The 13,656-nt window shown below is 72.1% G+C and carries 14 protein-coding genes; 11 read left to right on the forward strand and 3 right to left on the reverse strand.

The window, feature by feature from the left end:
• Positions 1-4: 4 nt before the first annotated feature.
• On the forward strand, positions 5-1,432 hold the full coding sequence (locus J7F03_RS13665) for a dipeptidase (RefSeq protein ID WP_214949235.1): 1,428 nt from the start codon (positions 5-7) through the stop codon (positions 1,430-1,432).
• Between the two features lie 100 nt (positions 1,433-1,532).
• Positions 1,533-2,468, forward strand: a complete 936-nt coding sequence (gene nudC, locus J7F03_RS13670) for an NAD(+) diphosphatase (RefSeq protein ID WP_214949237.1) — start codon at positions 1,533-1,535, stop codon at positions 2,466-2,468.
• 150 nt (positions 2,469-2,618) lie between these two features.
• Here the strand turns inward: nudC and J7F03_RS13675 are convergent, their stop codons facing one another.
• Positions 2,619-2,879 (reverse strand): mycoredoxin, encoded by a 261-nt coding sequence (locus J7F03_RS13675; protein ID WP_214949239.1) that lies wholly within the window; start codon positions 2,877-2,879, stop codon positions 2,619-2,621.
• Positions 2,880-3,091: 212 nt separating this feature from the next.
• On the opposite strand from J7F03_RS13675, the gene J7F03_RS13680 reads away from it, so the two are divergent.
• The 5 genes from J7F03_RS13680 (at position 3,092) to J7F03_RS13700 (ending at position 7,003) form a co-directional block, all read left to right on the forward strand.
• On the forward strand, positions 3,092-5,260 hold the full coding sequence (locus J7F03_RS13680; protein ID WP_214949241.1) for an ATP-dependent DNA helicase UvrD2: 2,169 nt from the start codon (positions 3,092-3,094) through the stop codon (positions 5,258-5,260).
• Between the two features lie 168 nt (positions 5,261-5,428).
• Positions 5,429-5,773 carry a hypothetical protein gene (locus J7F03_RS13685; protein ID WP_374104327.1) on the forward strand — a complete coding sequence of 115 codons (345 nt, stop codon included), beginning with the start codon at positions 5,429-5,431 and terminating at the stop codon, positions 5,771-5,773.
• A gap of 197 nt (positions 5,774-5,970) precedes the next feature.
• Positions 5,971-6,342: a WhiB family transcriptional regulator gene (locus J7F03_RS13690; protein WP_214949242.1), complete on the forward strand. Its 372-nt coding sequence runs from the start codon at positions 5,971-5,973 to the stop codon at positions 6,340-6,342.
• Positions 6,339-6,671, forward strand: a complete 333-nt coding sequence (locus J7F03_RS13695) for a hypothetical protein (RefSeq protein WP_214949244.1) — start codon at positions 6,339-6,341, stop codon at positions 6,669-6,671. The genes J7F03_RS13690 and J7F03_RS13695 overlap by 4 nt, the downstream gene beginning before the upstream one ends.
• Positions 6,672-6,796: 125 nt before the next feature.
• The gene (locus J7F03_RS13700; RefSeq protein ID WP_214949246.1) at positions 6,797-7,003 is read left to right on the forward strand and encodes a hypothetical protein; all 207 of its coding nucleotides are present in this window, start codon (positions 6,797-6,799) and stop codon (positions 7,001-7,003) included.
• Positions 7,004-7,041: 38 nt separating this feature from the next.
• Here J7F03_RS13700 and J7F03_RS13705 read toward each other — a convergent pair whose 3' ends face one another.
• Positions 7,042-8,373 carry an AarF/ABC1/UbiB kinase family protein gene (locus J7F03_RS13705; protein WP_214949248.1) on the reverse strand — a complete coding sequence of 444 codons (1,332 nt, stop codon included), beginning with the start codon at positions 8,371-8,373 and terminating at the stop codon, positions 7,042-7,044.
• A gap of 94 nt (positions 8,374-8,467) precedes the next feature.
• Positions 8,468-9,634: a ThiF family adenylyltransferase gene (locus J7F03_RS13710; protein WP_214949250.1), complete on the reverse strand. Its 1,167-nt coding sequence runs from the start codon at positions 9,632-9,634 to the stop codon at positions 8,468-8,470.
• Between the two features lie 190 nt (positions 9,635-9,824).
• On the opposite strand from J7F03_RS13710, the gene J7F03_RS13715 reads away from it, so the two are divergent.
• The 4 genes from J7F03_RS13715 to J7F03_RS13730 all read left to right on the forward strand — a co-directional run bounded on the left by J7F03_RS13715 (position 9,825) and on the right by J7F03_RS13730 (position 13,649).
• On the forward strand, positions 9,825-10,388 hold the full coding sequence (locus tag J7F03_RS13715; RefSeq protein ID WP_214949253.1) for a M48 family metallopeptidase: 564 nt from the start codon (positions 9,825-9,827) through the stop codon (positions 10,386-10,388).
• A 128-nt stretch (positions 10,389-10,516) separates the two neighbouring features.
• A complete protein-coding gene (locus J7F03_RS13720) occupies positions 10,517-12,166 on the forward strand; it encodes a TerD family protein (RefSeq protein ID WP_214949261.1) in 1,650 nt (549 codons plus the stop codon).
• 29 nt (positions 12,167-12,195) lie between these two features.
• On the forward strand, positions 12,196-12,876 hold the full coding sequence (locus J7F03_RS13725) for an AIM24 family protein (RefSeq protein WP_214949458.1): 681 nt from the start codon (positions 12,196-12,198) through the stop codon (positions 12,874-12,876).
• Positions 12,877-12,893: 17 nt separating this feature from the next.
• Positions 12,894-13,649, forward strand: coding sequence for an AIM24 family protein (locus J7F03_RS13730; protein WP_214949262.1), 756 nt, complete (start codon positions 12,894-12,896; stop codon positions 13,647-13,649).
• The last annotated feature ends 7 nt before the right edge of the window (positions 13,650-13,656 follow it).

Raw genomic sequence — 13,656 nt, forward strand, 5'->3', positions numbered from 1 at the left:
GTCCATGAGCGACACCCCGGCGGACAGCGTCGTCCGCGCGTACATCGACAGGCACCGCGCCGCCTTCCTCGACGACCTCGCCGACTGGCTGCGCATCCCCTCCGTCTCGGCCCAGCCCGAGCACGCGGACGACGTACGGCGCAGCGCCGACTGGCTGGCGGCGAAGCTGGCGGAGACCGGTTTCCCGGTCACCGAGGTCTGGCCGACGGGGACCGCAGAGGCCCCCGGCGCGCCCGCCGTCTTCGCGCACTGGCCGAGCGAGGACCCCGCCGCCCCCACCGTCCTCGTCTACGGGCACCACGACGTGCAGCCCGCCGCCCTCGCCGACGGCTGGCACACCGACCCGTTCGAGCCGGTCGTCAAGGACGGCCGGATGTACGGGCGGGGCGCCGCCGACGACAAGGGCCAGGTGTTCTTCCACACCCTCGGCGTCCGGGCGCACCTCGCCGCGACCGGCGCGTCCGCCCCCGCCGTCAACCTCAAGCTGATCGTCGAGGGCGAGGAGGAGTCGGGCTCCCCGCACTTCCGTGACCTGGTCGAGCGCGAGGCGCGGCGCCTCGCCGCCGACATCGTGATCGTCTCCGACACCGGAATGTGGTCCGAGACCACCCCCACCGTCTGCACCGGCATGCGCGGCGTGGCCGACTGCGAGATCGACCTGCACGGCCCCGACCAGGACATCCACTCGGGTGCCTTCGGCGGCGCCGTGCCCAATCCCGCCACCGTCGCGGCCCGCCTCGTCGCGGCCCTGCACGACGCGGACGAACGGGTCACGATCCCCGGCTTCTACGACAACATCGCCGAGCTCACGGACGCCGAGCGCGAGCTGATCGCCGAGCTCCCCTTCGACGAGAGCGAGTGGCTCCGTACGGCCAAGTCGTACGCGGCCGCGGGCGAGGCGGGCTACTCCACGCTGGAGCGCGTCTGGGCCCGCCCGACCGCCGAGGTCAACGGCATCGGCGGCGGCTACCAGGGCCCCGGCGGCAAGACCATCGTGCCCGCCTCCGCGCACCTGAAGCTGTCGTTCCGCCTGGTCTCCGGGCAGGACCCGTACGAGGTCGAGGCCGCCGTCAAGGACTGGGTCGCGGAGCGCGTCCCGGCCGGGATCCGACACTCCATCACCTTCGGCGCCCCCACCCGGCCGTGCCTGACCCCGCTGGACCACCCGGCGCTGCAGTCGGTCGTCCGGGCCATGGGCCGGGCCTTCGGCCAGAAGATCCGGTTCACCCGCGAGGGCGGTTCGGGGCCGGCGGCGGACCTCCAGGACGTGCTGGACGCCCCTGTCCTCTTCCTCGGGATCTCCGTACCCTCCGACGGCTGGCACTCGCCGAACGAGAAGGTGGAGCTCGACCTGCTCGCCAAGGGAGTCGAGACGACGGCGTACCTCTGGGGCGACCTGGCCGCCCACTGGAAGCCGGCCGGACCCGCCTGAGCCGCCGGCCCGCCTGAGCCACCCGCCGCCGTCACCGCCCGCCGCACACCGTCCTGCTGAGCCTGCCTGTGTCCCACCACCGGGGGAGTTGGAAGTACCTGTGAGCACCCATACCGAGTCAAAGCGCCCGATCTCGCTCGCCGCGCCCAGCAGAATAGACCGCGCCGCGCACCACCGCCTCGACGAGGCGTGGCTCGCCGCCGCCTGGAGCCACCCGAGCACCCGCGTCTTCGTCGTCTCGGGCGGCCAGGTCCTGATCGACGACACCCCCGACGGCGGCACCGGCATCGTGACGACCCCGGCCTTCGAGGCCCCGGTCACCGAGACCCACCGGTACTTCCTGGGCACCGACGAGGACGGAGTACGGTACTTCGCGCTCCAGAAGGACTCGCTGCCCGGCCGGATGGACCAGTCGGCCCGCCCGGCGGGTCTGCGCGAGGCCGGGATGCTGCTCTCCCCGCGGGACGCCGGGCTGGTGGTGCACGCGGTGGCGCTGGAGAACTGGCAGCGCATGCACCGCTTCTGCTCCCGCTGCGGCGAGCGCACCGTGGTCGCGGCGGCCGGGCACATCCGCCGCTGCCCGGGCTGCGGCGCCGAGCACTACCCGCGCACCGACCCGGCCGTGATCATGCTGGTCACGGACGAGCAGGACCGGGCGCTGCTGGGCCGCCAGGTGCACTGGCCGGAGGGGCGCTTCTCGACGCTGGCCGGGTTCGTGGAGCCGGGCGAGTCGATCGAGCAGTCCGTGATCCGCGAGGTGTGGGAGGAGGCGGGCGTCCGGGTCGGCGAGGTCGACTACGTCGCCAGCCAGCCCTGGCCGTTCCCGTACAGCCTGATGCTGGGCTTCACGGCCCGCGCCACCACCTCCGAGATCACGGTCGACGGCGAGGAGATCCAGGAGGCCCGCTGGTTCTCCCGCGCGGACCTGCGCGCGGCGATCGAGTCCGGCGAGGTGCTCCCGCCGGCGGGCATCTCCATCGCGGCCCGACTGGTCGAGCTCTGGTACGGCGAGCCGCTGCCGAAGCCGAAGGCATAGCCGGGATCAGCAGAAGGCCCCCGCCGGGGCGGGGGCCTTTCTGGCGGGGGCCTTCTGGCGGGGGCCCTTCTCTAGTTACGCGCGTGACGTGTGTGACGAGCGTGACATCCAGGACGTGTGTGACGTGCGCGATGCCGGGTCGGGCGCGGGTCAGACGGCGAGGGCCTGCTTGACCTGGGCCAGCGACGGGTTGGTCATGACCGACTCGCTGCCGACAGAGGACTTCACGAGCACGGTGGGAACCGTCTGGTTGCCGCCGTTCGCCTTCTCCACGAACGCCGCGGACTCCGGGTCGAGCTCGATGTTGATCTCGGTGTAGGCGATGCCCTCGCGGTCGAGCTGGCTCTTCAGCCGGCGGCAGTAGCCGCACCAGGTCGTGCTGTACATCGTGACCGTGCCCGTGTCCTGCATGCTGCGCTCTCCATTCGTGGGGTGCTCGTTGGTCCGAGTAGTCGAACGTACGGGACCGCGCGGCCATTCCCGCCCGCAGGATCCGGCTCCGGCGCGGGCTCCGGCACGCACGACGGACCCTTCTCCGGTACGACGATGTTCCGGTAGGACGAAAGCGCGCGGCCTGTGGACGGATTTCCCGCCCTCCTCACGAGACCTGGCAGCATGGCGGGGTGACACCAGCAACGCACTCCTCATCCTCCACGGCCGGCGCCGACTCGGCCGACGCGGTGCTCCTGGGCCTGGACCCGGAGCAGCGCGAGGTCGCGACGACCCTGCGCGGGCCGGTGTGCGTGCTGGCGGGCGCGGGCACCGGCAAGACCCGGGCGATCACCCACCGCATCGCCTACGGGGTCCGCTCCGGGCAGCTGATGCCGGCGAGCGTGCTGGCCGTCACCTTCACCAACCGGGCCGCCGGCGAGATGCGCGGCCGTCTGCGCGAGCTCGGCGCCGGCGGGGTGCAGGCGCGCACGTTCCACTCCGCCGCGCTGCGCCAGCTCCAGTACTTCTGGCCCAAGGCGGTCGGCGGCGACGTGCCGCGGCTGCTGGAGCGCAAGATCCAGTTCGTCGCGGAAGCGGGCGCGCGCTGCCGGATCCGCCTCGACCGGGGCGAGCTGCGCGATGTCACGGGCGAGATCGAGTGGGCGAAGGTCACCCAGACCGTGCCCGCCGACTATCCCGCGGCCGCTCTCAAGTCCGGCCGGGAGGCCCCCCGGGACCTGGCCGAGATCGCCCAGATCTACGGGACGTACGAGCAGCTCAAGCGCGACCGAGGCATGATCGACTTCGAGGACGTGCTGCTCCTCACCGTCGGCATCCTGCAGGACCGCCACGACATCGCCGAGCAGATCCGCACCCAGTACCAGCACTTCGTGGTCGACGAGTACCAGGACGTCAGCCCGCTCCAGCAGCGGCTGCTGGACCTCTGGCTCGGCGAGCGCGACAGCCTCTGCGTCGTCGGCGACGCCAGCCAGACGATCTACTCGTTCACCGGCGCCACCCCCGACCACCTGCTGAACTTCCGCACCAAGTACCCGCAGGCCACCGTGGTCAAGCTGGTCCGCGACTACCGCTCCACCCCCCAGGTGGTCCACCTCGCCAACGGCCTGCTCAACCAGGCCAAGGGCCGGGCCGCCGAGCACCGCCTGGAGCTGATCTCCCAGCGCGAGCCCGGCCCCGATCCGGTCTACGCCGAGTACCCCGACGAGCCCGCCGAGGCCGAGGGCGTCGCCCGCAGGATCCGGGACCTCATCGCCGCCGGCGTCCCGGCGGGTGAGATCGCCGTGCTCTACCGCATCAACGCCCAGTCCGAGGTCTACGAGCAGGCCCTCGCCGACGCCTCGGTGCCGTACCAGCTGCGCGGAGCCGAGCGCTTCTTCGAGCGGGGCGAAGTGCAGAAGGCGATCCTCGCGCTGCGCGGAGCGGCCCGCTCCGGCGGCAACGACCCGCTGCTCGACGACGTCGTGGAGCTCGGCTCCCAGGTCCGGGCCGTGCTCAGCTCCACCGGCTGGACCAGCGAGCCGCCCGCAGGCTCCGGCGCCGTGCGCGACCAGTGGGAATCGCTGGCCGCGCTGGTCCGTCTCGCCGAGGACTTCGCCCGCGCCCGGCCGGCCGCCACCCTGTCCGACCTGACCGTCGAGCTGGACGAGCGCAAGGCCGCCCAGCACGCCCCGACCGTCCAGGGCGTCACCCTCGCCTCGCTGCACGCGGCCAAGGGCCTGGAGTGGGACGCGGTGTTCCTCGCCGGCCTGACCGACGGCATGATGCCGATCACCTACGCCAAGACCGACGAGCAGGTCGAGGAGGAGCGCCGGCTGCTCTACGTCGGCGTCACCCGGGCCCGGCACCACCTGACGCTCTCCTGGGCCCTCTCCCGGGCTCCGGGCGGCCGGAGCTCCCGACGCCCCAGCCGCTTCCTGAACGGCCTGCGGCCGGGCTCCGTGGCCCCGGGAACCAAGGCGGGCGGCGCGGCCGAGGCCCTCGGCGTCCGCAAGCGCGGCCGCCGAGGCCCGGTCCTGTGCCGGGTCTGCGGCAAGACGCTGACCGAGGCCGGCGAGCTGAAGCTGATGCGCTGCGAGGACTGCCCCTCGGACATGGACGAAGGACTCTACGAGCGGCTCCGCGACTGGCGCGCCGTCCAGGCGAAGGAGCAGGGCATGCCCGCCTACTGCGTCTTCACGGACAAGACGCTGATGGCGATCGCGGAGGCCACGCCCGCCGAGCCGGGAGAGCTCTCGATGATCTCCGGCGTGGGCGGTCGCAAGCTCGAGCGGTACGGGGCCGACGTGCTCGCCATCTGCGCAGGTGAGGAGCCCGAGGGGGCAGATTCTGACGACGCGTAGAAACTCGTCGGAAAAATAGTTTGCACATGCCCAGCGAATCCCCATAGGTTCTTAGCAACGGAAACGGTGGCTTCTCCGAAGCCCGGGATCCGTGCTGTACTTACCCGAATACGCATGGGACGAGGCCTCCGGGCCGAGTCCCCGAGACGCCGAGAGGAGGCGAGACCAGTGACCAGCTCCATGACGACCACCAAAATGACCGATCGCTCGGTTGCCGCTTCCTGCACGCTCGGCTCCTCCTCGCTCCTTCCGCTCACGGGTACCGGTCTGTCCGCGATTTGCATCGCCGACAGCCCTGTCCTGGCCGCCGCGCCCGCCGCGCTGCTGGTCAGTGAGCGCAATGAGCGACCGACCCAGGCGCCGGTGGCAGTACTGGCAGCAGAAGCCCAGGCGCATGGCGCCTATGGGTTCGCGGCCGCAGCCGGTGCCGGATCCCAGACGAAGCAGACGAAGCAGCAGCACCACCTGATGTGGGCCTTCCGTGGGCTCGAACCCTGGAGTGATCCAGTCTGATCGCATGATCAGGCCGGCGCCTCCAGGGCCGCGGAACCCCACCAGGGATCCGCGGCCCTTCTGTTTGTCCCCGAACAGGGGACGACGAAGCGAAGGGGCCGCGGGACTGGCAGGACCAGTCGGTGTGACGACGTAACCCAGCCGCCCCGGCCGACCGGCCGGAACGACTAGACGACCAAGACGAGGAAGAAAACACCGTGCAACTCGAAGCGCACGCCCCGTCCGTACCGAAGACCCAGACCCTCTCCCCGCCCGCAGTCCCGGAGGACTCCACCTTGACTCCCCTCACCGCGCTGACCGCGCTCGACGACGCCATCGAGAACCTCGGCGTACCCGTCGCCTGCCGTACCTACGACCCCGAGGTCTTCTTCGCCGAGTCCCCGGCGGACGTCGAGTACGCGAAGTCCCTCTGCGGCACCTGCCCGCTGGTCGAGGCCTGCCTCGCCGGTGCGCTCGAGCGCCGCGAGCCCTGGGGTGTCTGGGGTGGCGAGCTCTTCGTCCAGGGCGTCGTCGTAGCCCGGAAGCGCCCCCGTGGCCGTCCGCGCAAGAACCCGGTTGTCGCGGCATGACCGCCAACGGAACCATCGACCGCCCCCTCACGCGCGACCCCCTGAAGCAGGCCCTCATGTCCCCCCACGCCACCACGAGCGAGCAGCCGCACGGCTCCGCCACCGCAGACTTCATCACTTCCGGCGCGATCACCTCGCGTCAGAACAGGACCCGCGAAATGCAACTCATCCCAGAAGCCCTGGCTCGTGCCCATATGGCCGACCGTATGCGTGAGGTCGACGTCGAGCGTCGCGCCCTGCGCGTGGTCGCCGCGCGGCGCATGCAGAGGCGAGCCGAGCGCGTCTCGCTGCGCGCCCGCCGCGCGCTGGCCATGGCCGTCATGCACTGAGAGCGCCACAGGCGGCGAGGAGCTTCGGCTCCCGCCGCGAAGCCCGGGGGGACCGGTCCGAACGGACCGGTCCCCCCGGTGCGTTGCGGAAGCCCTGCACCCCCTCGCGGCGATATCGTCTGGAGGTGGACCAGCCGAAGCCCCGCCCGGCCCCGCCGGGAACCGAGGCCCCGCCCGTCGTCTGCGCGCGCTGCGGCGCCCAGTCCCCGGCCGGCGCCCCGCCCACCTGGACCTGCTCCGTGGAGAACGGGACCAGACAGTACTTCTGCGTCGACTGCGCGCGCGCCAACCTCCGCGCCATCGAGGGCCGTCTCGACTCCGCCTGGTGGTGAGCGCCGGCCGCACCCCGAGGGGGACGCGGCCGGCCGGCTCAGCCCTCGTCGGGCAGGAACCCGGGGAGCCAGGACTCCAGTTCGTCGCGGAGGCGGACCGTCGCACCCAGCTGGCACAGCACGCCGATCGTGCTCAGCGTCACCCGGTGGATCAGCAGGTACGAAGGCGGCAGATTTATCTGGCGCCCCAACTGGTGAGCGGGGGAGCGGGGATCGGCGATCCGCGCCGCCTGGCCGCGCAGCCACGGCCGGGTGAAGGTGAACTCATCGGCCTCGGCGGGCTCGAGCATCGGCTTCAGGTAGTCGAGCACCGCGTCGGGATCCAGCTCGATGGACTCGCGCACGAACCCCTCGCCGCGCAGATGCCCGTAAACCCCCTCGGAGTCACCGGCCAGCGTCAGCCGCAGTGAGCGGCCTATGGGCTTGGGCCAGCCGCCCGGCAGCCGGTCGACCGTCCCGAAGTCCAGTACGCCCAGCCGCGTCCGGCCGTCCGCCCCCGACACCAGCCGGAAGTTGCCCGGGTGCGGATCGGCGTGCAGCAGACCGGTGCGGGCGGGGCCGGAGAAGAGGAACCGGGCCAGCAGCTGCCCGGCGCGGTCGCGCTCCTCCTGGGTGCCGTCGGCTATCACCTCCGACAGCGGAGTCCCCTCCATCCACTCGGTCACCAGCACCTGGTCGCCCTGGTGCACGACGTCCGGTACGAACACGTCCTCGTCGCCGTCGAAGGCGTCCGCGTGCGTGCGCTGCGCCTCGGCCTCGAGCTCGTAGTCCAGCTCCTCCGAGACCCGGTCGCGCAACTCCTTGATGAGCGGCTTGATGTCCATGCCCGGGATCAGCGGTCCCAGCAGTCCCGCGAACCGGCCCAGCTGCTTCAGGTCCGACAGCAGCGCCTCGCCGGCCCCCGGGTACTGGACCTTGACCGCCACCTGTCGGCCGTCGTGCCACACCGCCCGGTGCACCTGCCCGATCGAGGCCGCCGCGGACGGCTTGTCCTCGAACTCCTCGAACAGGTCCCGCCAGTCCGCGCCGAGCCGCTCCGCCAGCACCTGGTGAACGGTCGCCGCGGGCAGCGGCGGGGCCGCCTCCTGAAGCTTCGTCAGCGCCGCCCGATAGGGACTGGCGACCTCCTCGGGCAGGGCCGACTCGAAGACCGAGAGCGCCTGCCCGAACTTCATGGCGCCCCCCTTCAGCTCGCCCAGCACGCGGAACAGCTGCTCGGCGGTGCGCTGCTGGAGCTCGCGGGCCACGATCTCCGCCGACTTGCCCCCGATGCGCTTGCCGAGACCCCACGTCGCCCGGCCCGCGATGCCCAGTGGCAGCGCGGCCAGCTTGACGGTACGGGTGACCGCCTTCCGGGGAAGATCAGACATACGCCCCTCCAGTTCCCAGACAGCTGAGCCGCAAGCGGCGCTTCGGGAGAGCCCCGACGGCCTTCGGACGGCACCTCGGCCACGGGCAATCCTGTCATGGCCCTCTCCGCGTCCCGGAGCCCGATCCCGCTGCCGTTCCAAGCGGGGGTCCCGCGGTCGATCCCACCGCGACAGGCTCGGGCCGTCCACTCGAGCCGCACGGGCAGTCGGGGTGGAGGAGGACCGGGGTCGGCTGCCAGTGAAGGCCGGGGAGGGAGGCCTCCCAACGGGTGGCGGTGGAGGCGGGCAGTTCCCCGTCGAGGAAGGACAGCGCGTGGGCCGCGGCCAGGCCGGCCACCGCCGTGGACAGGCCCAGATCGCAGGCCCCGACGCTCCGGCGGCGATGGGCCGAGCGCCACTGGACCAGCATCCGCGGCCAGGCAGGATCCCGGTCCACCCGGTCGCGCTCCATGCACCCGGCGCAGGCCGTGGCTCCGGGGAGCACCAGCGGCCCCACCAGCCCGGTCCCCTCCAGCACCCCCGCGTACAGATGAGGGGTGCCGGTGGCGACCCAGTCGGCCGCGCTCTGCGGATCCGGGGCCCAGGACTGCAGTCCGTCCCGGGGCGCGACCACCACCAGCGACAGCCCCGGCTCCGGCCCGCCGCTCTCCCCGGTCCGCGGCCCACGGCCGGGGGCCGCCTCCCGGACCGCCGTTCGCGCGGCCTCGGCGCGCAGCCTGCCCACGCTGCCGGGGCCCAGCCCGCCCGGTGCCACGTCCGCGGGCTGGGCGCGGCCCCCGTCGAGCACGTCGACCCGGCCGATGCCCGCTCCCGCCAGGACCGAGGCGATGACCCCGCCCACCCGGCCGCTCCCGCGCACCTGGACCCGTATCCCCCGACGGGCGGCCACACCCCGTAAGTCCCCGCCCGGCCGGGGGTGGACCAGGGACAGCGAGCCCAGGTCCGGGCCCAGCCGGTCCAGGGTCTGCGGCCGGTCCCGCACGGCCTGGGCGCGCGGGCCGCCCGCGGTGGCGTCGTCGAGCAGCCCGGCCGCCGCCAGGCGCCGCACCACCTCGTCGACCCGCCCGTCCGGAAGCCCCATCCCCTTGCCCTGCGTGCGCAGCAGCTCCATGCCCCGGGTCCCGTCGATCAGGTCGAGGAGCGTGCCCGTGGCCGTGTCCACCGGGCCGAGGACGACCGCGTGAGCGGGCGTCACCCCGAACTGCACCGTCTGCGTGTCCCGCCATGCCCGGGCCAATGCGGGCTTCACCTTCGGATACATCGCGGTCCTCCCCGATTCACGCGCCGCGTCGTCCCGCGCCGCTTTCCGCAAGACTGCCCGGCCCTCGAAAGGCGCGTGAAAGTTTGTCCACAGGCAAGGGGTATTCGGCATATGAGAGGGATGATTGGGGTTCTCGCTGGGGCGGCCGCGAATCGATCACGTTCGAGCCCCGAGGGGCGGGACTTCCGCCATGGCGAGCGGGTACCGTCGTGGCGTGTCCGCCGATCCACCGCAGCGCGCCGTCGAAGTCCGCCGGAGCGCACGCCGCCGCAGGACCGTATCCGCCTACCGCGAGGGTGATCGTACGGTCGTCCTCATCCCTGCCCGGATGTCCGAGGCCGAGGAGCAGCGCTGGGTGGGCGTCATGCTCGACAAACTCGCGGCGCAGGAGAGCAAGCGCACCCTGGGGGACGCGGAACTCACCGAGCGGGCCGAGCGTTTGTCCGAGCAGTACTTCGGCGCCCGCGCCCGCCCCCGAACGGTCCGCTGGGTCACCAACCAGAACACCCGCTGGGGCTCCTGCACCCCGGCCGAGGGCAGTATCCGGCTCTCGCACCGCCTCCAGGGGATGCCGGAGTACGTCGTCGACTACGTGCTGCTGCACGAGCTGGCCCACCTCCTCGTGCCCGGTCACGGCCCCGGCTTCTGGGCCTTGCTCGAGGCGTACCCGCGCACCGAGCGGGCCCGCGGCTACCTCGAAGGCGTCGTCGCCGCCGAGCGCCTTCCGAAGGTCCCGTCCGCTCAGGATGAATGATCCGCAATTGCCGGTGATGTCACACCCCGTGATATGTACCGGGTCGGTACCGACTTGGCCGGATGTCCGCGGTTGCCGTTAGCCTGAGCGGCACGCATTCACAGTCGGGATGGGGGACGGTCTTACGTATGGCCAGGGAATTCCAACGCGGTCACAAGGCCAAAATCAGCGATCTGACGGCGGGCACGGACCTCTACGTGGGTGTCCAGATCGCCGGGCCCGGACTTGCCATCGACATCAGCTGTTTCGGCCTCGACGCGAACGAGCAGCTCTCGGACGACCGGTACTTCGTCTTCTTCAACCAGCCGAAGTCGCCGGAGGAGTCCATCCAGCAGCTCGGCGCCCAAGCCGGTGACGCGGAATCCTTCCGGGTGACCCTGGACCGCATTCCGGCGAACATCCACAAGCTCTCCTTCGCCGCCTCGATCGACGGCGCCGGCCAGATGTCGCAGATCGGCCCGGGCTACATCCGGATCGTGGCCGGCGGCGAGGAGGTCGTCCGGTACACCTTCACAGGCTCGGAGTTCACCACCGAGCGCGCGCTGATGATCGGCGACTTCTACCTCAAGGACGTGTGGCGCTTCGCCGCCGTCGGCCAGGGCTTCGACGGCGGTCTCGGCGCGCTGCTCCAGAACTTCGGCGGCGAGGTCGCCGAGGAGGAGCAGCCCGCGCCGCAGGCGCAGGCCCCTGCCGGCGCGCCCGGCTTCGCCCCGCCGCCGCAGGCCGCCGCGCCCGCGCCCGGCTTCGGAGCGCCCGCACAAGGCCGGCACCCGGCCCCCGCCCCGGCCTTCGGAGCCCCGGCCGGCGCGCCGCCTCAGACCCCGGTCCCCGCCCCGGCGCAGTACCAGCAGCCCGTCCACGCGGCGCCCACCATGGCCGCGCCGATGGGCGCCCCCCTGGCCCCGCCGGCCCCCGCGCCCTACGGCCAGCCGCCGCAGCCCGCGTACGGCCAGGTCCCGCCGCCCGCCCCGGCCCCCGCGCCGTACGGGCAGCAGCCGCAGCCCTCGTACGGCCAGGTCCCCGGAGCGCCTCCCGGCCAGTTCCCCGGCCAGCAGCAGCCCCCGTACGGCCAGCAGCCCGGCTACGGCCAGCCCGCGCAGGCGGTGCCCGCCGCCGGCGCCGGTCTCGCCGCCGCGCTCCAGCCGTACAAGGAAGCCCCGACGGGCGTCCGCTGGACCCCGCAGAACCAGCAGCTCATGCGGGTCGACCTGTCGATGGGCGGGCAGGCCGTCCTCGCCCGCCAGGGCAGCATGGTCCTCTACCAGGGCAAGGTCGACTTCAGCTACAAGGGCGCGGGCTTCGCCGGCCGCGTCGTCGGCAACGCCACCGGCCAGGAGATGCAGCTGATGCGCTGCACCGGCCGCGGCCAGGTCTTCCTCGCGGAGGGCGGCGCCCACCTGCACGCCATCGAGCTCCAGGGCGACGGCATCTGCGTCTCCGCCGAGAGCGTTCTCGCCTTCGACGAGTCGCTCCAGCACGAGGTCCGCCGCATCGAGGGCCACGGCATCCCCGGCGGCGCGCTGTTCACCATGCAGTTCCAGGGCACCGGCACGGTGATCGTCAAGACGCACGGCGTGCCCGTCGTCCTGCCCGTCACCCCGACCACCTTCGCCGACAGCAACGCCATCGTCGCGTGGTCGTCCGCCGCCCAGGTGATCATCTCCAGCCAGGTCCGGCTGCGCCGCAACGCCTACCCCGGCCACAGCGGGGAGACCGTGAACCTCCAGTTCCGCGGAGCCCCCGGCAACTTCATCGTCGTTCAGCCGTACGAGGTCTGAGGGAGCCCCACATGAATGCCATGAACGCAATGAACCAGCAGCTCGCGGGCTACGCCCCGACTCCCGTCACGGCCCGCATGGAGAACCACGGCCGGTCCATGCTCAAGGTCGCCATGCAGAGCGGCCAGGACCTCTTCGCGCGCACCGGATCGATGGTCGCCTACGAGGGCTTCGTGCAGTACGAGCCCAATCCGCCGGCCGTCCGCCAGATGGCCTCGCAGTGGCTCACCGGCGAGGGCGCCCCGCTGATGAAGTGCACGGGCGACGGCCTGCTCTACCTCGCCGACTACGGCGCGGACGTCGTCGTCATCAACCTCAACAACGACTCCCTGTCCGTCAACGGCACCAACCTCCTCGCCTTCGACGCCCACCTCCAGTGGGGCGTCGAGCGGGTCAAGGGCATGGCCAAGTTCGCCGGCCAGGGACTCTTCAACGTGTCGGTCGCCGGTACCGGCTGGGTCGCCATCACCTCCCGCGGTACCCCGATCGTGGTCGACTGCGGGCGCGGCGAGGACGAGACGTTCGTCGACCCCGACGCGCTCGTCGCCTGGTCCCCGAACCTCAAGGTCAAGGGGAAGAGCAGCTTCAAGGCCTCGTCGCTGATCGGCCGGGGCAGCGGGGAGGCCTACCAGATGGCCTTCTCCGGCCAGGGCATCGTCGTCGTACAGCCCAGCGAGGACAGCACCGACCGGCTCCGGGCCCGGGGCTGAGGGGGAGAAGGCACATCATGCAGAGCTCACTTTTCGCCCACGCCGAGGCGCAGTCCCAGGAGCGGTACGCCGTCCAGAACCCGCAGCTGCTGCGGGTCTCGCTGAGCGGCTCCGACGACGTGCTCGCCCGCAAGGGCGCCATGGTCGCCTACCAGGGGATCATCGACTTCGACGGCGAGTACCAGAGCGCCACCCAGCGAAACGCCCGCCGCCGCACCGGCGAGGGCCTGGACCTGATGCGCTGCTCCGGCCAGGGCACGGTCTACCTGGCCAACCTGGCGCAGTACGTGCACGTCCTGGACGTGGACCAGGAGGGCCTCACCGTCGACAGCAGCTACGTACTGGCCCTCGACTCGAGCCTGCACACCGAGGTCATCGCGGTGGACAGCCAGTACGGGATCTCCGGCTCCGGCAAGTACCAGCTCAACATCACCGGACGCGGCAAGGTCGCGCTGATGACCTCCGGGCAGCCGCTGATGATGCAGGTCACGCCTGACAAGTACGTCAACGCCGACGCGGACGCCATCGTCGCCTGGTCCACCTCGCTGCGCGTGCAGATGCAGGCCCAGACGCACTCCACCGGAGTCTGGCGGCGGCGCGGCAACACCGGCGAGGGCTGGGAGCTCAGCTTCCTCGGCACCGGCTTCGCGCTGGTCCAGCCCAGCGAGGTGCTCCCGCCGCAGAACGCCCAGATCGGCCAGGGCGCGGCCGCGCAGTTCGGCGTGGGCCAGCAGGGCGCCCACGCCCAGAACCAGAACAACGCCTGGAACTGATCCGGCA

The sequence above is a fragment of the Streptomyces sp. ISL-43 genome (assembly GCF_018614195.1).
Lineage (GTDB): Bacteria > Actinomycetota > Actinomycetes > Streptomycetales > Streptomycetaceae > Streptomyces.

Coding starts and splice junctions, on each gene's coding strand:
- J7F03_RS13695 (WP_214949244.1), top strand. CDS start 6,339: ATGACCGCCAACGGAACCATCGACCGCCCCCTCACGCGCGACCCCCTG.
- J7F03_RS13715 (WP_214949253.1), top strand. CDS start 9,825: ATGGCGAGCGGGTACCGTCGTGGCGTGTCCGCCGATCCACCGCAGCGC.
- J7F03_RS13710 (WP_214949250.1), bottom strand. CDS start 9,634: ATGTATCCGAAGGTGAAGCCCGCATTGGCCCGGGCATGGCGGGACACG.
- J7F03_RS13720 (WP_214949261.1), top strand. CDS start 10,517: ATGGCCAGGGAATTCCAACGCGGTCACAAGGCCAAAATCAGCGATCTG.
- J7F03_RS13730 (WP_214949262.1), top strand. CDS start 12,894: ATGCAGAGCTCACTTTTCGCCCACGCCGAGGCGCAGTCCCAGGAGCGG.
- J7F03_RS13665 (WP_214949235.1), top strand. CDS start 5: ATGAGCGACACCCCGGCGGACAGCGTCGTCCGCGCGTACATCGACAGG.
- J7F03_RS13705 (WP_214949248.1), bottom strand. CDS start 8,373: ATGTCTGATCTTCCCCGGAAGGCGGTCACCCGTACCGTCAAGCTGGCC.
- J7F03_RS13675 (WP_214949239.1), bottom strand. CDS start 2,879: ATGCAGGACACGGGCACGGTCACGATGTACAGCACGACCTGGTGCGGC.
- J7F03_RS13725 (WP_214949458.1), top strand. CDS start 12,196: ATGAACCAGCAGCTCGCGGGCTACGCCCCGACTCCCGTCACGGCCCGC.